This is a genomic window from Butyricimonas sp. BSD2780061689_150309_C8 (genome assembly GCF_015560935.1).
In the GTDB taxonomy this organism is placed as follows: domain Bacteria; phylum Bacteroidota; class Bacteroidia; order Bacteroidales; family Marinifilaceae; genus Butyricimonas; species Butyricimonas paravirosa.
The window spans coordinates 178177-202871 of sequence record NZ_JADMSV010000004.1 but is presented as its reverse complement, the minus strand read 5'-3'; the positions used below and the strand labels follow the sequence as shown (position 1 = coordinate 202871).

Genomic DNA, 24695 nt, shown 5'->3' with positions numbered 1-24695 from the left:
ACACAAACACATGAATATCCCTTATCTCAACACTCTTATAACATTTTATTTCCTATCATAGAAATGCGGATTCAATATTTTAGTCGCTAAAGTATCTACTCGCATCGCCTCTTTCTCATATCCGGCAGCCCTCAACATATCTCGTTTCAGATACATCAACCGGGAACGGATTCCTGCATCTTTTTGACTCTCTACAACCCGATCAAGTTTCTCTATTCCAGACAGGATTTGTTCCGGACTTCCATTCTCCTTAAACTTCTCGCAAAAGATATACACGTATTCTCCGACCTTCTCATCACCGACACCGTATTTCTTAATAAAACGTTTCAAATATTTTAAAACATCATCATAATCACCTTGATAGGCCTTCTCTGCCATGTTTAACACGAACAAACTGAAATCCCTCTCCTTCCAATCCATAGAATTGATGCAGTCTCTGAAAGCAACTAATTTTTGGTAATTCTTTTCCGATCTTCCCCGGTCAACCCTCCCCACGTTGTCTTTGACCTGCCAAGTCAAAACTTCTTCTAATTTACTTTTTACTCGTTCATCACCTATTTTAGTGGCTATCTGCTCCCGTCCATGCCAAGCTAATTGAAAAACTGGCATCAAAGCATCATTCCCCTCTTTTTCAAATAAACTCCAATTTTCCGGTATAGCTAAACGTTCCACTGTCATATCTTTAAAATATCCGGCTAATACCTCACTATATTCTCCGTAATACAAAGATTTTAACACTCTCAGATAAGGAATAAGCAAAGCCTCCCCTCGCTCTCCCGCCTGATAACGTTCCCGCATTCCCGCCAAATTCCGTTTACCATCCAAAGCTTCCCGTCCAAGCTCCAACATCCCCGATTCATCAATTCCCCCCAAAAATCCATGCATGATTTTCAAAGTTGAAGGATTCACGAATAACAACAAGGGAATAAATGAGATTTTAGGCATATCCAAAAACTCCGGAGACTTATCTCTCTCTATATCATAGGAAACGCTCACGAAGTTCTCGTTATAAAAGTCTGCAACAACATTCCTGCTGAACACGTCTTTCACCAAAGCCTTACACGGGTTACACCATACGGCATTGCAATCGATAAAAAGTAATTTATTCTCTTCTTTCGCTTTCGCTATAACTCGCTGCCAATCCGCTTTTTCCAATCGAATAGAACGATCTTGTGCGTACGTGGAACCACATATCCATACACTTAAAAACACAAAAAACAAACGCATTTTTTTACTTTTAGATGACAAGGGAGATAATCTCCCTTGTCAGTTACAATACTACTTATCTTTTATTTCTCCCATTGCCGCAACCTCTCTAAAACCAATATATGGAGAATTCTCCCATTCCGCTATATTTATTTTGATATGCTTTCCTGTAATCTTCGGAAAATATACTCGTTGAGCGTCAAGATTAGGTTTTCCTCCCTCAGTTTTAAAATTATAAGTCCCGGCTAGTTCCCATTCCTCCTTATCCATGCTGACATAAATCTCTGCTTTTTTTTGTCCCACCTTATTGGGGTCATAATCTTGAACATACATTTCCACACCTGTAAAGTTAGCCACTTTATTTTCATCTTTAAGCGATAATATCACCCAAAACTCTGATGCCTCACCTTTCACCATCCAATTGTCTCCCAAAGAACCATCAATTAAAATATCCCCACTTCCTTTCCACGTCTTGGATACTGATGCTTCCCAGTTACTTTGAGCTATCATATCATTAAAAAACAAGAAATATTTTCGATCACTCAGAGGATCAACACTAACACCCTGACTATCTACATCCATCCTTATTGGCAATAGAGAAACACCTACCGGAATCATATCCCCCTTCACGTTAAACAACACTTTTTTCTCCGTCTCTTTTCTTTCAAAACTGACCTGACTTGTTTCCCAGGTAACAGCCTCGGAAGGCACAGCCTCATAATCCGCACCGTACTCAGCATTAAAATCGCTCACAAGAGTAGCATCAGCAAAAAAGTTCACCGGTATAGTCAAACGATTATCAAAATTCAAGGAACATGAGAAATCCAAGCTTAACTCGTCTTCATGATGAAAATACACGGAATCAATTCCGGCTTCAATCAAAGCCAAGGGCTGCAACACATTAAAAGCAACAATCACAGTCCCGTAACGATCCTCTGCAGCCTGCCCATTAACATAGATACGATAAGGTAATGCGTACTCTATTTTTCCATATGTTCCCAATTCCACAATCTTATCCGGAGAACACATCACTTTGAACTTGGCATATTTCATCTCATCCGTTACCTCAAACACAGTTTGTTCCGCATGATAACAAGATTCCGGCAAAAGTTTTAACGTTGTCCCGTGTTCTTGATTATAATTATCCAACACACTCGCATCTACCACGTACTCGACTTTAGATACCCCTTTATCTGCCCAACTCTTGGTTGCCCACAAATAAACAGCTTGATCTTCCTTAAAATTGTAAATGGTCTCCTCCACGTAATCCCTTACCTCTAAAGTCACGTCCGAGGATTCCACGTCATCATTTGAACATGACGCAAATACCCATAAACTTAAAAATATATAACAAAATCTCTTCATAACTTTCTATTTAATGCTATTCCACGTCCTCAACATTTCCATCCCGTACACAACGAACGGCTATCGCAATCCCCTTCAATTCCATCTCTTTCATCTCCCAAGGATCATCCTTCCAATCCCCGGAATTGGTAGCCCACAAAACCCAAACTTTTTTAGTCTCAGGATTCCATGTTGAAGTCCATAACATACCATGTTGCCACTGCCAGTTTCCCCCAGGTATTCGTTGATAACCAGACATCGCAACACCCAACTTTTCACGTAAAGCTCTCGCAGCCGTTTTTTCTTGTTGAGTATTAAAATTAGCAACATTGGTCATATAAATTATTTTCTCACACTCTTCTTTTGTCGGTAAACGCCACCCACCAGGGCAAGGAGTTTCTCCCCCCTGACTCCAATCCGAAAAATGTTCTCCCTCGGCATTCCATGACGGATCAAATTCCGGATATCCTCCCAAAAGAGTCTGCTCATTGGGATACGTGTAGTAACCTCCACGTCCATCATCTCCTCCGAATTCCTTATTGGCAACCGGAGTATTATTCCCCCAATGATAATAATTTCCCTTAAGTCCAGCCGCCATATTATTTGTTACGGTCTTATCAAAAACCATCGTTGCACCCATATTTCGATCAATCACAAATAATCCCAACTCCGCTCTTAAATCCAAATACTTATAGACTCCCATGGTATTTCTTACCGTAATCCGACATTCTCCTTTCACATCTTTCCTTGTCGCACTTGTTGCAGAAATTACCACTTCACAATTCCTCACGGTTCCCCATTTCAGCTCTCCGGTTTCCGGATCTACATCTAACACCTCCGGAGTATCAGAACTCCACACGACAACAGAATCTACCGTATTAGTCGGAACACTCACATAAGACATAGATGGGAATTCGCTATCTACATATAACGTGAAAGCACTGGGACTCACTAGAATCGTATTCACCGGTCCCCCTTCTGCCAAATCTTCCTTATAATCTTTTATATCACCAGCATAATCACATGCATAGAACATAGCTATCATGGATAACAACAAAAATATAACTTTTTTCATAATCTTAATTTTACCGAATTACTATTCTATGGTTATCTGGCATTTGGTAAATTGGGGATCACCCACTTTCACCGTTTCCGTATCCACCAACCGAATCAACAAAGTTAATTTCTCCGTCATTTCCGGATCTTTCCGCATCACCACGGGAACATCCACACGAAATGCATTTGCGGGAATCTTTAACAATTCGCGTAACCCCGGGTCATCAAACGCAACATAGTGTTTTCCCTCCACGGCTTGATTAGGAATCTCGTAAGAAAGCGAATCCACGATATTCCCCACGTGGTCATAGACATAATCCCAACCCACGGCTTTTTCCTGAACAAGTTTCAAATAACGGTCATAGTTTTTAGCACGTCCCATAGTCTGTACCGGAATCCAGCATGTATCATACTCTGCATTCGGATCAAGAGCCATACCCCATGAATATTCGACCACAATGTCCTCATCAAAATTCGTGGTATAAAATTGAACTGTATCATTTCCCGTGTAAGGTTCTAGTTTTTCCTCCTCACAAGCAATAAACATACAACAAACGAAAAGACTTAATAATATATTTCTCATAACGGTCTACAATTTATATAATTTCAGACTCTCTTCTAGGAATTGGTAAAACATACTGGGCCTCTGCATATTTCTGATTTCCCCACAACATTCTCTCCACTCCGAGACGTTTACTCATGTAAAACACCTGTCCTTCTCCGATAAACTCTTTATAATATTCTCTCTGCAGTATATCCATACGACTCCCTTCCGTCAATTCCTTATACCCCATACCCCGAGAATCGCAAAATTCTTTATACAAAACATTAGCAACATCCAAGGGTGCACACTCTATCATGATCAAGTACATCTCTGCCAAACGAATCTGAGGTATCCAATTATTGTTATAAGCTTTATACTTATAAGTCGTAACATTTTGTGGCTCACCCGTAAAAACATCCGGATCAACTTTCCAACATAAGGTATACCTAAAATCATTTTTATCATCAAATAACCCCTCTATATTAGAGATTGGTGTTTTAAAATCAGCACTATTATCGCTAAACTCTTGTTGCCAATTATAATATGACAAGTAATATCCAAATAAACACTCAGCTTTCAACGTGTTTACCGCCTCATCAGTACTTGTGATATTTATATCATTTGCAGTTCCCAATCGAAATTTGGCACTTCCATCCGCATTTAGAGTTTCCTTCACCATTTGCGCATATGTCAATGCACGTTCTTTATCTCCCATCCAAAGCGCAATTCTGGCTTTTAATCCCCACACGGCATAGTAATTAAAATGATTCTGACGCCAATAATACTCTAAACGATCATAATCATCTCCTCCATTCTTATTCAGCTCATTACAAGTATGAGTCAATAAAGGCTCATACTTGCCCAACAAAAACTCAGCCGAATCCAAATCTGCCTGCAATTTCTCCATGTACTCCCCATATGTATCATAAGTATTTACCTTTTTAGATACCTGTTGCACGTAAGGCAAATACCGGTAACTAGCATCAACATTATTCGGCATAGGTCCCCACAAACGTATCAAATCAAAATGGAGCATAGCCCGCATCCCCAAAGCCTCTCCTTTGATTATATTATACGATCTTTCCGGAAGGAAATCCTGCTGTTTTAAGTATTCCAGAATAGTATTAGCATGAGCAATCATATTATATTGATTCAAGAACACATCAGCTAGACGAGAATCCGCATCAGCATCCTTATATTGATGATCAATCAAACGTTGCTCGACACTCTCGGAACTAGCAATCCATATACTTGCCAAGAACTCAACATCTGAACATTGTAAATGCCCCGCAGGGCCATAATTTGAGCCCATAATAGAATACAAGCCATTTAATGCTTGCCAGAATCCCTCTTCTGTCTCGTACAATTTTGTTTTTTCGATCTCGTTTTCCGGGCGTATTGTCAACCACTTATCACAAGAAGTCAAAAAGAAAAAACATACACCTAAACTTAGTATCACTTTTTTCATAACAAATTCTTATTAAAATGAACATGAAATTCCGAATGAGGGTTGAATCGCAAAAGGATAACTGGTTCCTCTCTCTTGCTTTATTGTCGACCAATGGAAAACATTACCGATACTTGCAGTCAATGCTAAACGGGAAAAACCTGCCTGTTGAACCCATTTTTGACGGAAATCATAAGTCACGCTTATATTGTTACACTCAAAAGTACTTTCATCCTGTATGTAACGATCCGTCATATAATAATTCTTGTAATCCAACCCTGAAAAAATCGCCTCATCCCCCGGATTCATCCAACGCTCACTGCTCACCCGACGGTCCACGTTAAAAGCTAAATTCACGTTCTCAATTTTATTTGCATAAGTTTGATTATACTGTTGTCCTCCCGTACGAATCGTGAAACCCGCATACACGGAGAACCCTCGCCAAGAGAAAGAAGTATTTAAACGTCCATCCAGTTTCGGCATACGATCTCCACAAACCACACGCTGTGAAACATCGTACTTGTAACTTTGTGTCCCGTCCTTATACAGATAAACCAACTGCCCCGTACTTGGATCTACACCTACAGTTGGAACAGCGTAAATAGCGTCGACACTGTTCCCCTCCTCGTAGACATAATACATTCCTGAGGATTGTCGACTTCTCAACTCGTTCATCTGCTCTTTTACGGCCTCGGAAAGTTTTAACAATTTATTCTTATTATAAGAAGTTCCGAACGTCATATTCCAGAACACCTGTTTATCTTCATTCCGAACCATATAGAAAGAAACATTCAAATCAAAGCCTGTATTCAGAATCTCTCCGGAATTTCCCGTGTAACTTTCAAAACCATTACTCAACGGTAACGCCATATCCGTGATTGAATTATCCGTTAATTTACGATAGTAATTCGCCGTGATTGAAATTTTGCTTTCCCAGAAACCGAAATCAACCCCGACATTATGTTGATACGTATTTTGCCATTTCAAATCAGGATTTTCCAATCCCCTGATCGTAGCCGCAATTGAACCATGATACACGTTTCCATTACCAAAGGTATAAGTTCCTTGAGATTGCCACGGGGAAAAAGCCATTGAACCAGAACAGCCAAACGAATATTTTAATCGCATATAATTTATAAAAGGTACATATTCTCTCATCCACACCTCGTTACTTACAGTCCATCCGGCTCCCAACGACCAAAATGGAGCGAAACGAGAATCAGAACCAAAAGAGGAGGCCCCATCGATACGATAAGACGCATCAAAGAAATAACGATTATCGTAATTATAATTTATTGTCCCCGTAAAACCAACAGCCCTAGATTTAGAGTCACTACTCGATGGACGAGCTCCATAATATTTATGTCCATTTCCCAAACTATTCATCTCGTCATTCAGAAAACCTTCAACTGACATAGAACGACTTGTTGTGACACTCTCCCGAAATTCCATGTTAAATCCGGCAGAAAGAATATGCTTATCCCATTGTTTAAAATAATTCACAGTACCACCTATTGACCAACTGGAACTCTCAGTACTATTATAATCCCGTTGTCCTCGCTCTAAAATATCCTCTTTCCAAATCTGGTTGGAATGTTTAGACGACTGGTAATTATCAGAAGCCGAAAAGGTCTTGTTGAAACTAACATTAGCCGTTGCCTGCAAAGAAGTTATCGGCTTGTAAGTTATCGCCAAGTTATTCGTTATCCCGTTATATTTTGATTTTGAGAAACTACCAGAAAAAGCATCCCACAATGGATTGTCTACAGGACTCGTAAACAAAGCGGTACTTTCTGTTTCAAACTGTCTCACCACATACCCTTCTTTATCATAAGGCTCCCAATAAGGATTCATCTTCACATAACTAGAATAGGTCCCATACTGACTCTCTGATGAATTATTAATATTAAACGACATCGAATTATTCAATTGGAATTTTTCTCCTAGATAAGACAACGTCACAGAACCATTCAACGTGTTACGTTTAGATCCCTTCATTGCACCGACAACATTATTATAAGACAACCCCATACTATACCTGAAAAGAGCATCACCTCCACTAACTCCCAAATAATGATTCTGGCCAACTCCCACTTGCACGGGAATGGACTTCCAATCCGTATCGACACCTGCCAGTACTCTCTCAAGCTTTTTTGCATATGAATTCTTCAACTTCAGATCTTCTGTCGCCACACTATTCTCATACAACCCGGCATCCCATTCCAACTGTAACTTCCCGGCAGCATCCATCAAGTTATAACTGCTTAGACTTGGTATCTCCAAGTTCAAATTACCATTATAAGAAATCTTTAATTTCCCTTGCTCCGGCTGGACACTTTTTATCACTACAACCCCATTAGCTCCCCGCGACCCGTAAATCGCGGTGGCACTTGCATCTTTTAAAATCGTAATTGACTCGATCTCATCATTATTCAAGTCCATCACCCGTTCCAACGTGATCTCAAAACCATCCAGGATAAACAAGGGGGTACATAACTCCGCCCTCATATCCGTCTGTAAATCACTCACGCTCGGTATTGTGGAAACACCACGCAAACGAATCTCGGGTAACTTATTCGGGTCCGAACCAAAAGCATTGTTTTCAACAATCTGGAAAGAGGGATCAATATTAGACAATGATTTCAATATATTCCGATTCCCGGCAGCCTTCAATTCTTCCCGAGTAACTTTTACTGCAGCCCCCGTGAAACTTTCCTTCGGCTTGTTAAATATACCAGTTACCACGACCTCATCCATGGAAGTAACCTCTTCCTCCATCACCACGTTTAAAGGTTTACGATCCTTCACTGTCACAACTTTCTTTTTCATTCCAACGAAAGAAAACACCAGCCTCGTGTCAGGAGCTTCGGGTACTGAAATAGAGAATTTCCCATTAATATCTGTCGTCACCCCGACTGTCGTTCCTTCTAGAATAATTGTTACCCCCGGTAAAGAATTTCCCACCTTATCCTTCACAATCCCGGAATAAGTCACAGTTTTCTTGGGTACTTCCTTTTTCAATTTTGGAGAAATAATAACGTGTTTATCCTCGACCTTGTATCCCAGATCGGTTTTCGCCAGACACAAATCCAACACGTTCTCCAAAGATCCATTACTCACATTAACAGACACTTTCCCGACTTTTTCCAAAATCGTACTGCTATAAACAAACTCGTAACCAGTTTGCCTGGTAAGCTCGTCAAACACTTGTAAAAGTGTCACGTTATTCATTTTCAACGTCAAACGGACATCTTGACTGTACCCTTTCACAGGAATCAGCCACAGCCACAAGAACAAACAACAGTAAAAAATACTTTGTTTCGTATAAGATTTCCATCTTACACCAAAATGTTCATACTTTTTCATAACTTTGTTATGTTTTTACATTTATAATTGCCTCACCCAACTGTGAGACGTTATTAAATTGAACGGCAAGGAAGTATTAGGCGTACTTCCTTGTTTTATTTATCCATTGAAACCACTATCGTTTTACCTGAAATACTACATTTCACACACGTTGCCAATTCAATAATATGAAGTACATCATTTATATTTTCATACCTTGGAAATATTCCCGTAAACTTCATGTTTCGAATCGCATCATTACTCATAAATACATCAATATCATACCAACGCTCCAATTCGTTAAACACCTCTGGCAGTACTTGATCTTCAAAAGCGAAATCTCCGTTTTTCCAACTCACAATCGATTTTATTTTCACCTCGTGAACTTTAGGGCCATCTTTTTCCAGTACCCATTGTTGTCCCGGCCTTATCTTCATCGTCTCTCCCAAATATCCTACAGCAACACTTCCCTCAACCAAGGTGGTTTTGTATTCTTCCCCTGGATAGGCTCGTACATTAAACGATGTCCCCAACACCTTCACAACCACATCCCCCGTTCGTACCAGAAAAGGACGTGCTGAATCTTTTGATACCTCAAAATATACCTCACCTTCCACCCGCACTTCTCGTCGATCACTCCTGAATACAGCAGGAAACTGGATGCGACTGGAAGCATTCAACCATACCCGAGTTCCATCGGACAAGGTCAACTTGTACTCTCCCCCAACTGGCGTGAAGACGGTGTGCAGGGAAGGGTCGATCGGACTATCTTTAACGACAAGCCGGGTACTATCGCCAGCAACGAAAATCCGGGTTTCTCGCTCTACAATTTCCACTTGCATTGTATCTCTTAAATCTACATGTTCTCCATCACTCAAAACTAAAACAGCTTTACGTTCTCCAGGTACGATGGAATTTTTCTCTAATTTTACTAAAGGCACACTCTCTTTTTCCTGAAGAATAACCCATCTTCCCAGACAGACTCCGATCAACAAGACAAAGGTTGCCGCAATCGTGGCCACTCGACGAAACACACGCCGCTTATCAATCGTTCGTTTTGCCAGTATAAACCGACGAAATCCCCGCTCTTCGTCAAACCATTCATGTTCTACACGCTGTATATTTACAAATTCCTCACTCTCGAAAGTTCGGAATAATTCCCGATGCCGATCACTTTCCTCTATCCAATGCTCCACTTCTTCACGTTCTTCCGTGGAAACCTTTCCCGAGACATAAGCCTGAATCAATTTCGCTATCCGATAAACATTCTTCATAATTCTACCATCATTTTGAATATATAACAGGATGTCATTCTAAAAGTGTCAAAGAAACAATAAAAAAAATTGAACATTATAATATTAATTCTTGCACTTGTACTGCATGAAATATATCCTATCTTTGTTCACTCAAAGAAGACCAGAATAAAATGACAGACTCGGGAAATCATAATATTTGGGTAAAACAACTTATCGAGGGTGACGAAGCTGCATACAAGATCTTTTTTAAAGAATACTACCAGATATTCGCACACTTCGCTTTTAAATACGTGAAAGACATTGATGTTGCAGAAGACATTGTCCACGATGTCATTCTAGATTTATACAGTAACAAACGAGATTTTACCAGTCTCAACAAACTCAAATCTTTTCTCTATCTCTCTATCAAAAACCGTTGTTTCAATTACATTGAACACGAAAACGCAAAACAAAATTACTTACAAGCAAGTACACTCCAGCAAGATGAAGATTATTTTCTGGACGCAATCATCGAAGAAGAGGTCTATTTTCTCATGCATAAAGCCATAAACGAACTTCCCGACCAGATACAAACAATATATGAACTTAGTTTAAAAGGAAAATCCAACGAGGAAATCGCTCGAGTTCTCAACTTATCACTCGATTCCGTGAAAAGCTACAAGAAACGGGGGAAACAAATATTAAAAGAAAAATTAAAAGGCCTCATCTGTTTCCTCTCCGTTACGCTATAATTCTTTTGTTATATATATCCCGCTCACCCATTGATTAGTCGACAACCGGGAATTCGATCGTCTCGCTTTCCTCGTTCCAACTCTCAATCGTAAAATTTCCGGGATCACCACCGGGTAATATTTTACCGACAACAATATTCAACGTGAGCCGCGTATTGGGAGATAACGTGGAAGTCAATGATTTAGAAAGAGTATGCACGGAACCATCCGCCAAGGTGATAAACAACTCCAACAAAGGATTCGGGGCGGAAGGAAACAACATCACGGTAAGATTACTCATGATGGTGGCATCCTCAGAACGGGACAATTCGAATTTCACGGTTTTCGTCATGTTCTCCGCCTCGGCCGTGTAAAAATTCATCTTCTCGGCAATATTTCCAATATGAACGTTCACGCTTGTTATGCTGGAACTGAACGCACTATTATCCTCTTGTTTCAGTATTACCTTCAAACCGGCGGTAACCCGTGTAAGAGAAGCTGTCAAATCCTCCGTTCCAATACGTGCCGGTTTTATCGCATGGACCAAATCATACACGGGCATATAAGTCCCGTCAGTATTGGGTCGCAAGCTAAAATAGAGTTTTGCCAGATCAGCTCCATTCGTTAACCCCGGGTGAGTAATTGCCGGAGAATTATAAATTGGCTCATCGTATTTGGGTGTCCCCCAATACACCATATTATACTCGCCGATAGGCAGGTGAAGTTCTCGGTTATTGTCCCCATACACGTCCCCCTCTGATATGACGTAATAACCATTAAATACCGTGAGCTTTCCATTTATGTAGTTACCATAGTAAATAGAGGTTTCATCCTTACACGGATATACTTCAAGAATCCCCGTGAAAGGATTCTGATTAAGCGGATCGGTTACCCGGGCTCTTATTTTAGGAGTAATTAATCCAGACGTTACCCCATAAGATCCCTCATCATCATTGTCTGAACATGCCGAAACTAAAGTCAGAAGACCAAGCATTACAATCATTAATTTCTTCATAGTACCTTATTTTAATTCGATTATCAACCAAAATACGGTCTATATACGAAATAAAACAGGTAAAAGTTTATGAAATCAACAAATCTCACTTAGTCTAAAATACCTCACCATCACTTACTCTTTTATCAACTTCAAATTCTTCACCCCGATCCGGGCTGCCAACCAAGCCGAGAACTGCTCTTCCTCCGAATCAGATAATTGTTGTCCGAACGCCACGATAGCAATATGTAATGTATCAGCACGTAAAGAATCCACTTGATTACGAATCACCCTGGATATAGCAAGACTTTTCACGGAAGGATAAAGAATCTTCACCTCGGGAGTAACCTGATGCCCGATCGTATCATATAACAGGTAAGAGTTCAACCTCTCACGCAACACGAAAATTTCTTTCTCTTGCGAGGCAATCCGCTGTTTATTCTGCATGTAGTAATCCTGTAACAACATATTACTAACGTCATTTTGCATCTCGGTATCCTCTTTTCCGAATCCCTGATGAATCACCAGAGGAATATCATGCAACCCGTAATGCAACATCTTTTCTTTCAACGACACGATCACTTCCTCTGATATTTCCTTACCAATCAATGATACTTCAATCCGACGTTCCGGATTCTCTGTTTTCACGTAACGATCCACCACCAACGTATTCGGAAAATTAAATTCATTTTTGATAAATCGACTGGCATTCGTCTCGAAGATATTCGTCTTCACCATATTGTAGGTGATATACACACTCGGAACCATCGTCAGGAAAATGATTGAGTACACGATACGGTGTACCTTCTTTTCCCGTTCCTTATCCATGAATTTCTTTTTCGAGAAATGCATCAACCGTACCCCTAAAGTCGTGGCAACCGCGATAAATACCGAATTGATCGTGAACAAATAGAATGCCCCGAAAAAATAACTCAGATTGCCGCTTGCCAACCCGAACCCGGCCGTACATAACGGCGGCATCAAGGCGGTAGCAATGGCCACTCCCGGAATCACGTTTCCTTTCAACTTCGTCGAGGACGCCACGATTCCCGCCATCCCACCAAAAAAAGCGATCAACACGTCATAGATCGTGGGGGTTGTCCGTGCTAGCAATTCCGAACGAGCTTCGTTCAAAGGCGATAACAAAAAATATAACGTAGACGTTAACACGCTGAATATAGTTGCGATCAGCAAATTACGGAAAGCCTTCTTGATCAGTTCAAAATCATTGATTCCAACTCCCAGACCGATCCCCATAATCGGCCCCATCAGCGGAGAAATTAACATGGCTCCGATAATCACGGCCGTCGAATTCGTGTTCAATCCCAAAGACGCGATAAACGTGGCAAAAATCAATACCCACAAATTTGTCCCCCGGAACACGATTCCCTTACGGATAGCCTCCACCGTATCTTCTTCCCGCTCCTGTTCATCTGACGGGTCCAAGATTTGACGCAAATACACCCGAAAACGCTGTAATAATATCATCATTCTTTAAATCTATACATCTACAAAAAGCTCAAAATAGCTCATATTCTTTAAATCTTCGCAAAAGTATAAAATCTATTACATATTCTTCCATTTTTTCCCATATATAAAAGAACTAACAATAAATGAAACGCCCCCAAGAGCTTATTATCAAGTTTCTTGGGGGCGACTTCATGCAAGAACAAAATCGTTCTTATATCATAATGAACTGTTATTTTATAATCTCAACAAGAACGCAACGATTCCAATCATCCTTGTCATAACGAGAACTAACTCCTTTATGATCTTTCACAATACGGTCTTTATTTATTCCATATTTACTAATAAACATATCTGCAACTGCATTTACTCGCTTTTCAGAAATAATCATATTTGCCTTCTCAGTTCCTCGTTTATCGGCAAAACCTGTCAAACGAACACGCACCTCGGGGTTCTCTTTCATAAATTGAACCAAGTTATAAACTCCAACCTCCTGAGTAGGATCAATTTTGTAACTGTTGAAAGCGAAGTTTATCGTTGTCGGTAAAGCCTTAAATACCACGTTCGTTTCAGTTGTTGGCACCTCTTGTTTTACCACTTTAACAACGGTATCCGGGGTACGGCTAATCAATTCTTTGATTCGTGCGTCTTGTGCTTTTGCTAAATTCTGAAGGTCTGCATACTGTTTCTGGCTAACAGCCTTTTTAAACGAACGATTCTTAAATCTGAAAGTAACTCCAACACTCAGATTACTAATCCCGTCATTAGGGAATCCGCCTCTGGTCACGAGATCATCATCCAAAATTATCCCACCATATTCCAAATTCAAATCAAAACGTTGAGATAACCGGAAACGAGCTTGAATACCAGCATTAATAGTAAAAGATTGATCACTACCGATAAAAGCACCACCTATTCCTGCAAAAGGTACCAAATCAAAGCAACGATTCTCATTGTAACGACCAAAGAAGTTTAACAAACCAAACATAAAGTCTCCATGAACAGCTCCATAATGTTTGTGCAACATCATTTTCCCATCATTTTGAAAACCATGTAAAGCACCTCCCAAACCTTGAACTCTCAATCCCCACCAAGGCGTAAACCATTTACCAACAGACAAGGCCGGCATAAAGGTTAATCGATCACCGAACTTTGCATCAGTAGACCCCTCAGCATAGAGGGTTTGAGCCCCTAAATTCAATGAAATAAACCAATTATCCCAAAATTTGTTGGTTTCAAATGATGTTTTATAACCCGGTAGTTTCTTTTCCTGATTATTCTGCGCAAACGTAGAAATGTGTAATACTACCAATAGTACTAAAAATACGATTTTTTTCATTTTGAAATAGTTAAAGTTTATATTGCAACCTTTCTCAAATAAATTTGGAGAAAAACGCCGCAAATGTATAAAAAAAATAATTACTGTATTTTATTATACACAAAATAACTACATCTTTATTTCCAATAATCTTAGAACGTGATCTTCAAGTTCACGGAAAAAGTACGTCCGAAACCATAGAAAACCTTGGCTGTATCTTTATCATGCCCGGCACCATCCTCCGCGTCAGCGATATACTCTTTATCCAAAAGATTATTCACGTTTGCGGAAACCATCACGCCAAACACCTTACTCAACGGGAAACGATAGTTGATATTAGCATCCAAAACACCATATGCCGGCATCCTCCAAGGAGATTCAAATGCCTTTTCAGCTCCCAGATCATACCCCAAGGAAGGGGTAAATTTTGCATAATTCCGAGCGAAATGAGAATAATCCACTCCCACATGCGCCCCTTTCAAAAACTGATAACTTCCTCCCAATGCAAAAGTTGTCTGCGCGGAATTACCCACCCGCACATCCTTCATCTTTACTGTATTCTGAGCATGATTCTCTCCCCCGACCTGACTCACCGGGTCTCCATTTTTATCAACAGGTTCTCCTAATGAATTATAAGCATATCCTTTGCCATCCCCATCCCAATGCCAGTCTCCAATGGAAAACATCCCGGTAACCTTCAGATCTTTCAACGGACGTAACACGAAATCAACCTCAATCCCTTGATGTAACGCATCCAGTCCGGTCAGATTCACCCGTACCCGTTCCCCGTTCTTCTCAAAGAAATTAGCCATTGTCTTATCCATCCACGAAGTACGATACAAATTCACGTTGGCATCCAACCAAGATGAACGAAAACCGTACCCCAACTCAAAAGTAAACACCTTCTCGTTCACGGCATCCGGGTTCGTCTCGTTACTCACATCCTGCTGCAAAAATACTCCGCCTTGCATGTAAGGAGCCCGGGAGAAATACCCGATATTGGCAAACACGTTATGCTGATCTGTCAAGTTATAATTAGCTCCGGCTTTCACCGTACCTCCCAAGAAACTCTCCTTATCCGATTTCGCCTCATCTTTCGAATAATAAAAACGATCTTTCCGCCAATAAGTTATATTAGAAAGAGACCCGGAAACGAACACACTCAAAGCATCCCGGTTATATTCCCCTTGCGCGAAAAAACCTTCCTGCACCATGTAACCGTCATAATCCCGGTAAACAATATCCCCTTTCTTCAATTCCTTATTTTGCCACGTATAATCGTCCGCCTTGTATTTTACATTCATCCGACTATCGTCAATAAAATACCTTCCCCCGTACAAATCTACAATCTCGTTATAATGTTTCCCCTTGTAATAACGCAAATCGACACCCCCGTACACATCAAAATATTGTCCCAGTTTGGTCGTGTAGGTAGAAATCAAGCCATACCAATTATGCTCGTTCCGGCTCATAGCCATAATCATCTCCGAACCGATCACGCTTGCCGAATTTAAATTATAAACAGCCGTATAATTAAACGTCCCGTCTGTCGCCCTGAAATCGCCCGTTGTTGGCTCCCCCTTGGAAGTTCCGTACCAATCATATTTATGAGCCTTATTAGAACGTCCTCCATATCCGCCCCCTCGTCCTAAAGACAAGTAAAGTACACTGGACAAACTTGACTTTTCATTGATCTCCCAAAGGTGATTCAATGAAATTTGAGGCTTGTGATATTTATTATATGCCGAAACCTTCCGCACCTTCTCTCCATTCCAATCCGCAAAACCATAGGACGGGTTATACTTCGTATCACCCAATTTTTCCCAAGCCTTGATCAGCATCTTATCATTCCGATTACGTTGATTATGCCATTGTGGAGCGCCAAGAGCAGTCAAGGACAATTCATGATTCTCTCCCAATTTCTTGGAAATATTAATAAAATAAGAATACCCCACGAAATCCGTTCCTTGTATATACCCGTCACCCCAAGTTCTTGCCCCCAAAATAGACATGGCCCATCCATTTTTTAACAAACCGGTAGAGAAGCTAAAAGCCACCTTATTATAACCGTCATTTCCCACCCCATATGAAATAGAGCCTCCGGCCTCTGCATTTGTCGTATTCGTCACGATATTGATGGAACCGCCAACAGACGGCACGGCAATCTTTGATGCCCCTAATCCCCGTTGTACCTGAATAAAACGGGTCACATCCGACAAACCTGCCCAGTTAGACCAATAGATTCCACCCCATTCCATCTCGTTCACGGGAACCCCGTTCACCATCACGGCTATATTCTCCGTCTCGAATCCCCGCAAATTAATCCGTCCATCTCCAAACGCTCCCCCCTCTTTCGTGGCATAAACACTCGGCAAAGATTTCAATATCTCCGGGAATTCCTGTGTTGAAAGTTTCTCCTCGATCTCTTTCGCCGTCACCACCGACAAGGCTACCGGAGTCTTCCGATCCACGGCTAAAGAACCACGCACCACCACATCCGACAAATTAATATACATCGGCAACATCCCCACGGTCCCCAGATCAACCTTTTTATCATCCACAACAACACTTTTTTTCACTTCCGAATAACCTACACACCGGAACACCAATATCACGGTTCCCGATTCTTCCACCTCCAATTCAAAATATCCTTCCGCATCTGTAGCACACCCAACACTCGTTCCCTCCACGCTCACGGTAGCCCCGATCAACACTTCTTTTGACTGAGAATCAACGACTCTACCCTTAATCACCTCTTTTGCCATAACATTCCACGACATACCTAACAGGAACATAGTCCCACAAATCACTTTTAACAACATACTACCCATAATACATTACTTTATGAAACACAACAAGACACAACAGGCATCTTTTAGTCTATTTAGTGTCGATCCCGTTGCGAAAGTAAGTATTTATTTACAACACACCTAATCATTTATTAGAATTTTTTATATTCTACGCAAAACAAATGACCGGAACAACATATCCCGGTCATTTCAAAGCACACGATCAATTCGATCACTCTAGTAATCTCACACCATCATCTTCCCCTGCGCCTCAACAAAATAAAGACTGCTGCAAGCAGCATCGAACAGGGTAAAATCCAAGACAGGAATATATCCCAGAACCGCACCAAAGAACCTCCAACTTTGTAATCATTATCTAAAGTTGCCGGTCTACGGGTATCAATCGGAACCTCACCATCCGACAGCCAGTAGAAACCGCCCATGATCAACGTGTAATTAGCAGACCGGACCCCGGCACGCCCCATGCTCAATTCGCCATTACTGATACAATCGGCATCCCCGAAGATCATAATCCGTTGTTCACGTTCACCAACCGAACGGGTTAAGGCGACAGAAGTCACGTATTTCTGCCGCACCTCTCCACTCGCAACATCCAACGTCACGGTATCATCCACGAAATCAGTAGTCTGCAATTCATTCCATACCAGCGAATCCGTCTCGAACAACGGAGTCACGTTAAAACCTTTATTTTCCTCGTAAGTCAAAGCAGAAGTTGAAGGCATCGTCACGCAATACCCTTGATCACGTATTGCCTCAAAATAATACACTTGTTCGCAAGCCTCCCGGGTCGGCAATGTTTGGATCAATTCCGGGGTAAAATCCTTCGTCGGTCGAACCAATATGCCCGGTACTACTTGTACCCCAAAATCAGCCAACACAGGTCCCATCACTTCTCCCCGATTCGGCTCACTCAATATAATCAGGTTTCCCCCACGAGCAACATACTTCTCCCAATTCACTCGTTGTTCCAGGGTAAACGGGCTACGCATTTCAGCCAACAACAAAATATTAATATCCTCCGGGATCTCGTTATCCAAAGAAATTTCTTTCACGTCAAACCCTTGGTTCATCAAAGCATAACGGAAATGCCTATCCTCTCCGAACGAGGTGTAATTACGATCTCCCGTCTGGTGGATATTCCTTTCTCCATGTCCTGTTACCACACCCACAGTCGGTAACGTCATGGCCAGTCGTTTCATTGCTGCCGTGATTTCCGCTTCCCGAGGCATCCGGTCCAGTCCCCGGAAGATCCGCAAGAACGTCTTTTCCCCACTTTCCCGTTCCAACACCCGCACGAACCAATTATCCTCTTTCATCAAATCAATCTTTGCCCGGATCTGTTCCGGGGTCAAAACCTTTGTCGAATCCAGCCCATAAATAGTCATCGCCTCATGCGCCCGTTCTTTCAATGATTTTGCCTGGGTATACCGACTCGGCTCTACCCCTAGGAGGGTATCGTAATAATAAACATACTTCATCTCAATCTCCGGCTTGAAACGAGTGTAATGACGGAAATTCTGTTGATCTGATTTATACGCACTAGGCACACCCCAATACACGTTATTATCATCCAACAAATTCACGTAAGTCGTGATCGTTAATCCACCTTTCAATTGCGAGATCACCTCTTGACTCTGTTCCGTCAACGTGTTTCTTTTCGTCGAAGTTGCATCATAATAGGTCATCAGAGAAGGACGAGATGTAAAATACCCCAAAACCACGATAACCAACACGACGCCTAAATACTGTCCGGATGTCTTTGTCCAACGCTGTTTCTGACGAGCTGCCTGTAAACGAATCGTTGCCAAAGTTAGGAACATCACGGTCACGATGATGAAATACAATAAATCTTCACTGCAAATCAATCCCCGGATAAACTCTGTTGCCCGTCCGGAAATAGAAAGCCAATAGGTAATTTCCCGCACGAACTCCACATCCTGCCACATTCCCCCAACGTAATTCAACACACCCAATATAGTCAGTGTCAACATGGCTGCAACAACTTGATACGAAGTCAAGCTAGACATGAACAACCCCACCGCAGCATACACGCAAAGCAGCAAATACAATCCCAATAACCCGGTAAACACCATTGGGTAATCAAAATCCTTGATCGAACACCAAGCAATAATCACATATACCAACAACACAAACATCATGGCTAACCCGTATATCATCATCGACAGATACTTACCCAGAATAATCTGCCTGTTGGTCACGGGAGAAGAATACAATAATTTAATCGAGCCGCTACTTAACTCCCGGCTCATCACTCCCATCGTCAACAAAGGGATATACAAATACAAGTACCCCTGTATCACCGGGAATATACCACCACTCCATTGATCCACGAAAAGCTTAAATGTTAAATCGGATAAAGGATATCCCAACTCTTTACCCATAATCAAACCAGCCAGATGTCCCCCAAAAGCTCCGGCACTCTGAAACGTAAAAATAATCAATATTAACCACGCTATGGGAGAATAAAACAAAGATTGTAGCTCCGCACGTGCTATATCATATATATTTCTCATATTACCCTATTTTATTATTTCTTAATTTTAGACAACTCGGCAAATATATCATCCAAAGAACTCTTCTCCAGCCGAACCTCCGTCAGCCGCCAATCTTTCACCACGCTCGTCTGTACCACCCGCTCAATCATCTCTTGAGGTGAATCAGAGAAGCGCAACCTATAATTCGGTCCCCCCAACTCATCAACTCCCACGACACCGGGTAATTGTTTCAATTCCTCCACTGGCGGAGCCGCTACTAATGTTGTAAACACAGTGTTCGGTAAAATATAATTATCAAACTCGTCCACGGTCCCGGAAAAAACAAGTGTTCCCTGTCCGATCATCCGAATATGACTACACGTTGCCTGCACTTCCGAGAGAATATGAGTGGATAAAACCACCGTACATTCCTCGGCTATCGATTTTATCAAATGACGAATCTCTAAAATCTGATTCGGATCCAAACCATTCGTCGGTTCGTCCAAAACCACGAAATCCGGACGATGAATAATTGCCTGAGCAATACCAACCCGTTGTTGATAACCTCCTGACAAATTATGAATTAATCTTTTTTTGAAATGAGAAATACCACAACGATCCAACACCTCTTCAACAGCTTTTCCTTCCTCTGCCCGGGAAATCTGACGCAAACGGGCACTATAGGTCAAGTATTCCTCTACCGTCAGATCCGTGTGTAAAGGAGGCTTTTGAGGTAAAAATCCGATATGCCGTTTTGCCTCTACGGGATTCTCCCGCATATCCACCCCCTTGATAGACACGTTACCCTCGGTTTGCTTCAACACACCACAAATAATATTCATAGTGGTAGATTTACCGGCTCCATTGGAGCCGAGTAAACCATACACACCATTTTGAGTAATTTCAAAATTAATATCTCGTATCGCCCACTGTACACTATAGCGGTGCGACAGGTTTTCCACCTTTAAAATTGGTTGTTCCATACTGTGATTTATATAATAGTTTACCAGACGAATAGGCCTATTCGTCAACATCCTTTCAATAATTAGACTCTAATAATCAGTCTTCGTTATAGTTACGATTTCTAGGTTTATACAACATTTCCACGATCTCCCCGGCTACCCCCTCTTCTTTCCATTTCAACTCTTTTGTCTCGATATCATAACAATAAACAGCTCCCCGATACTCCCCGTTCGGAAGATCTACTGCCACATACAATTCAGATTTATCATCATTCAGTATAAGCTTTTTAATCAAACTACCGGAAACTCCCACTGTATAATCCGATTTTGTCGGGAAATTCCCCTCAGACAAATAATTATAACGGTAAATTTCATTCCCGACAGAGTAGTACAAAATATTTTCTTTCGTACTTGATGCAAACACACTTTGATCATTAATTTCTGTCGCTGCCGGATAAACCGATTTGAATTCAAAAACTGTAACTTTTGACCAATCAACATATTGCTCGGATATATTCAGATACACTATTTGATTTTGTCCGTTCTTATTCTCCAACAGAACAAGTACATCCTCCTCACTCACCCCAAGAAGCATATCATATATTTTATCCACTTCAACCACTTCATCTTGAATCTTAATCTGATGAGGTTCGATATCGCTTGCACTAAACAACAACTGATTTTTCATATCAAATACCAACAAGTACCTATTCCATCTTTCTCCATAAACAACAGCTTTATCGGACAGCTCCGCATCCGGGTAACTTCCATATTTTCCGGTTAGTCCTTGTTGAAGATTATTTCGGAAATAGGCATTATTACAATCATAGTCTAATGTTTTTCCATCGGTCATAATATACAAGTAATGATCTTTTTCGTACATTCGATCCACCCCCACCTCCGGATAAGATACTTCTTCCAGCACCTGCATTGTATAATAATCCAGTTTAAAAAAACAAAAAGGATTCTCTGTCACGATATAAATATAAGGGGTATAATATTCCGTTGGAGAACAAGCCACGGCAACCGGATTGGTTCCCAAAGGTATTCCAGGATTATTCAACGCATACACGTCTTTTTCAAACCCTCTTTCCGGCCAATTATCATTACGGAAAGAAATCATTGAATGTCCATTCCATTTACTCAAAAGTAAAAGTCCCTCGTCATAAGGATTAGGCACTCGTAATTTAAATTCCTTGAAAATAGCCCCATCTTCATTATAAACTTTTAACCGACAAGGAAAAAGTCCACAACTATCATATGCATATTTCAAAACTCGCTCTGTAGAAACAACCTCGTAATTAATCTGCCATTCATACGATAAAGCCTTATCCTGATTTTCCTGTTTCATTTCAGGAGCTTCAATCATGAATTCAACGTTTCTTTCTGCATAATACAAGGTATCCAATTCCATCTTAAACGATAAATAGGAAATGGCATTTTCACCCATTTTCGTCTGATCGTCTAAACAACCGACCAACGAAAACAGCACGATAAGGATTGATATCAATTGTTTCATCTATTCTGTTTTTTATCCATTAAAAATCTACTATTCGTAAGGCCACGGTGTTGATTCGGGAAATTCCATACCAAATTCTGGATGTAACTTAAAATAATCATACATTTTCTTTCCACACAGAATTACCTGAACCATACGGCGGCTATATTCTTCAAAACTGATCGGTCCTCCCCAATACTCCATCATTTTCTGATACTTTTCCGGTTGGTAAGCTCCCCAATACACAAACTCCAAGGCATACCACCATTCAGGTTCCTGCAAATAATTACTAAATACAACCTTACTTTGCAATTTTTCCTGTACCCCTAGCCCAAACGTATCATTTACCTCTAGGTCCAACACAATCTGGTACACAGTATCAACCATGGGATCTATTCTATCTCTCAATAATTCGATCGGAATATACGCATTCACAGAATCCTTCATAACTACAAATTCCGTGGGCAATGAAGTATAGATATTTTCCGGAGCCGTGGTTAACTCCTGGTTAACACTCACTTTAAACATTCTATTCTCATCCCAAGGCTCCCCTAACACTTTCAGAGGAACCTGTACCGTGTAAGTTTCCACACCCATCTGCATCTCCCCCAAACGACAGATAATACTATCCTTTACAAAATAAATTCGATCCATATCCTCGTAATACCCGCTTTCTCCATTTTCCTCACACCCTGCAAACAGACAGGTAGCAAACACAATTAACAATGTATATAACTTTCTCATTTTCTTCACACTTATTGGTTAGTAACTCCATATTCTTGCTCGGATTTAGGCCACGGAAGAACAAAAATATCCTTAGATGGAACCACATCCACTTTATCTTGAAAATCCCTGAAACCTAAATTATTACATTTGTAAAAACTAAACATCTGTCCTTCACCATAAAATTCTCGCATGCGTTCCCTCGTCATCTCTTTTAAAAATTTATCTTGAGTATCCACTAGTGAAACTTCAATATCAGCCAAGCCCCTACTACCTCGAACCGCATTTAAATACCCAAGAGCTTTATCTCTGTTTTTCAAATAAGTAGCTTCAGCCAAAATATAATACATTTCTGGTAAACGTATCAAGCAAGTCCCGTTAAAATATAAGGTCGGTTTATTACTGGCAGCTTCTGTTGGGTTTAAGAATCGAACAAACAAATGTCCTTCATACCCTTTATCTTGGAAAAAACTTGTATATCGCAAATCCTTGCTATCTGCAGTAAATCGAGAAACCTCGTACACAGCTTTTATATCTGTCCGTTGCGACGCGTTCAAAGTTACCGCACTATTCAAGAACAATTCTTTATAATCCGCATACATCTTATTAGTAAATACCCCCCAAAGCAACTCCGTGTGCGTGCCATAACGTTTAACACGATCAAAATTCTGTCGTTCCGTTAATCCCACTTCCGGAGAAGTAATTACCTTCTCTGCATAATAAGCCGCACTATCTAAATCCCCTTTGGTATAAAATACCCGAGCTTTAATTGCCCACGTCGCATATAGATTACAATGTGAATAACGTTTTTTATGATATGCATCTAATATCTCCGTATTGTAAATATCACCATCTGCAGCCAAATTACAGGTGGCCTCATCCAGATCCGCCAACACATTATCATAACACTGGGCCAACGTATATACCTTTTTATTGCTTAAATCAAAGGCATAAGCATAAGGAATTCCACCCGCATTCGGATTCGTCCGGTAATTATCACAAAACAACCGCATTACCTCAAAATGTAAAAACGCTCTCACCGCATACGCCTCTCCCTTGATCAATTTCAGATCAGGATCTTTATTCAAATCTTCCTTATCTATATTGACAATCACATTATTCACATAAGAAATACATTCATACAACTTCGTCCAGACAGATTCAATTTGCTCTTCCATCCGCTGATCTTTATAATTATAAACCGAAGCATACTTAATATAAGCATATTTACTTGCAGCCCATCCTTCACTTGCATCTGCAAATAACCCGTATTCATCCCCGAACTGTTGTCCAAGAACATCCACTAACCCCCAATTCATCATCATCCCGTACAACTCCCCCTGTGCCATAGATGCATAAATCCCATACATTGCATCCCGATACCCTTGTACATCTTTAAATTGTTCATCTTGCACTAATTCTCCTTCCGGCTTGATATCCAAAAAACTATTGCAGCTACCCAAAGAAAGCAATATCAGTATCGCCATCCATATACATATTCTATTTTTCATGTTATTCGT

At 40.8% G+C, this 24695-nt stretch carries 17 protein-coding genes; 1 reads left to right on the top strand and 16 read right to left on the bottom strand.

Going from position 1 to position 24695, the window contains the following annotated elements; translation table 11 throughout:
* Window positions 1–45 precede the first annotated feature (45 nt).
* The 7 genes from I2I33_RS06390 to I2I33_RS06360 all read right to left on the bottom strand — a co-directional run bounded on the left by I2I33_RS06390 (window position 46) and on the right by I2I33_RS06360 (window position 10216).
* The gene (locus tag I2I33_RS06390) at window positions 46–1227 is read right to left on the bottom strand and encodes a thioredoxin family protein (protein ID WP_195666768.1); all 1182 of its coding nucleotides are present in this window, start codon (window positions 1225–1227) and stop codon (window positions 46–48) included.
* A gap of 51 nt (window positions 1228–1278) precedes the next feature.
* Window positions 1279–2571: a BT_3987 domain-containing protein gene (locus I2I33_RS06385; protein ID WP_195666767.1), complete on the bottom strand. Its 1293-nt coding sequence runs from the start codon at window positions 2569–2571 to the stop codon at window positions 1279–1281.
* Window positions 2572–2587: 16 nt separating this feature from the next.
* Window positions 2588–3625 carry a hypothetical protein gene (locus I2I33_RS06380; protein WP_195666766.1) on the bottom strand — a complete coding sequence of 346 codons (1038 nt, stop codon included), beginning with the start codon at window positions 3623–3625 and terminating at the stop codon, window positions 2588–2590.
* 21 nt (window positions 3626–3646) lie between these two features.
* A complete protein-coding gene (locus I2I33_RS06375) occupies window positions 3647–4189 on the bottom strand; it encodes a hypothetical protein (protein WP_140402583.1) in 543 nt (180 codons plus the stop codon).
* A gap of 13 nt (window positions 4190–4202) precedes the next feature.
* Complete coding sequence (locus I2I33_RS06370; RefSeq protein WP_087420996.1) at window positions 4203–5618, bottom strand: RagB/SusD family nutrient uptake outer membrane protein; 1416 nt, start codon at window positions 5616–5618, stop codon at window positions 4203–4205.
* A 12-nt stretch (window positions 5619–5630) separates the two neighbouring features.
* Window positions 5631–8963 (bottom strand): SusC/RagA family TonB-linked outer membrane protein, encoded by a 3333-nt coding sequence (locus tag I2I33_RS06365; RefSeq protein WP_195666765.1) that lies wholly within the window; start codon window positions 8961–8963, stop codon window positions 5631–5633.
* 95 nt (window positions 8964–9058) lie between these two features.
* Window positions 9059–10216 (bottom strand): FecR domain-containing protein, encoded by a 1158-nt coding sequence (locus I2I33_RS06360; protein ID WP_087420994.1) that lies wholly within the window; start codon window positions 10214–10216, stop codon window positions 9059–9061.
* Window positions 10217–10368: 152 nt separating this feature from the next.
* Between I2I33_RS06360 and I2I33_RS06355 the strand changes: the two genes are divergently transcribed.
* Entirely contained in the window at window positions 10369–10929 is a 561-nt protein-coding gene (locus I2I33_RS06355) for a sigma-70 family RNA polymerase sigma factor (RefSeq protein ID WP_195666764.1), read from the top strand.
* A gap of 34 nt (window positions 10930–10963) precedes the next feature.
* Here I2I33_RS06355 and I2I33_RS06350 read toward each other — a convergent pair whose 3' ends face one another.
* From I2I33_RS06350 to I2I33_RS06310, 9 genes are all read right to left on the bottom strand, one after another.
* The gene (locus I2I33_RS06350) at window positions 10964–11923 is read right to left on the bottom strand and encodes a FimB/Mfa2 family fimbrial subunit (RefSeq protein WP_195666763.1); all 960 of its coding nucleotides are present in this window, start codon (window positions 11921–11923) and stop codon (window positions 10964–10966) included.
* A gap of 114 nt (window positions 11924–12037) precedes the next feature.
* Window positions 12038–13393 carry a TIGR00341 family protein gene (locus tag I2I33_RS06345; RefSeq protein ID WP_195666762.1) on the bottom strand — a complete coding sequence of 452 codons (1356 nt, stop codon included), beginning with the start codon at window positions 13391–13393 and terminating at the stop codon, window positions 12038–12040.
* Window positions 13394–13601: 208 nt separating this feature from the next.
* Window positions 13602–14708 carry an OmpA family protein gene (locus I2I33_RS06340; protein WP_162613765.1) on the bottom strand — a complete coding sequence of 369 codons (1107 nt, stop codon included), beginning with the start codon at window positions 14706–14708 and terminating at the stop codon, window positions 13602–13604.
* 131 nt (window positions 14709–14839) lie between these two features.
* Window positions 14840–17518, bottom strand: coding sequence for a TonB-dependent receptor (locus tag I2I33_RS06335; RefSeq protein ID WP_087420990.1), 2679 nt, complete (start codon window positions 17516–17518; stop codon window positions 14840–14842).
* 212 nt (window positions 17519–17730) lie between these two features.
* On the bottom strand, window positions 17731–20031 hold the full coding sequence (locus I2I33_RS06330) for a Gldg family protein (RefSeq protein WP_087420989.1): 2301 nt from the start codon (window positions 20029–20031) through the stop codon (window positions 17731–17733).
* Between the two features lie 14 nt (window positions 20032–20045).
* Window positions 20046–20975 (bottom strand): ABC transporter ATP-binding protein, encoded by a 930-nt coding sequence (locus I2I33_RS06325; RefSeq protein ID WP_087420988.1) that lies wholly within the window; start codon window positions 20973–20975, stop codon window positions 20046–20048.
* Between the two features lie 76 nt (window positions 20976–21051).
* Entirely contained in the window at window positions 21052–22473 is a 1422-nt protein-coding gene (locus I2I33_RS06320) for a hypothetical protein (protein WP_087420987.1), read from the bottom strand.
* Between the two features lie 30 nt (window positions 22474–22503).
* Entirely contained in the window at window positions 22504–23196 is a 693-nt protein-coding gene (locus I2I33_RS06315; RefSeq protein WP_140402582.1) for a DUF4843 domain-containing protein, read from the bottom strand.
* Window positions 23197–23207: 11 nt separating this feature from the next.
* Entirely contained in the window at window positions 23208–24686 is a 1479-nt protein-coding gene (locus I2I33_RS06310; RefSeq protein WP_087420985.1) for a RagB/SusD family nutrient uptake outer membrane protein, read from the bottom strand.
* Window positions 24687–24695 lie beyond the last annotated feature (9 nt).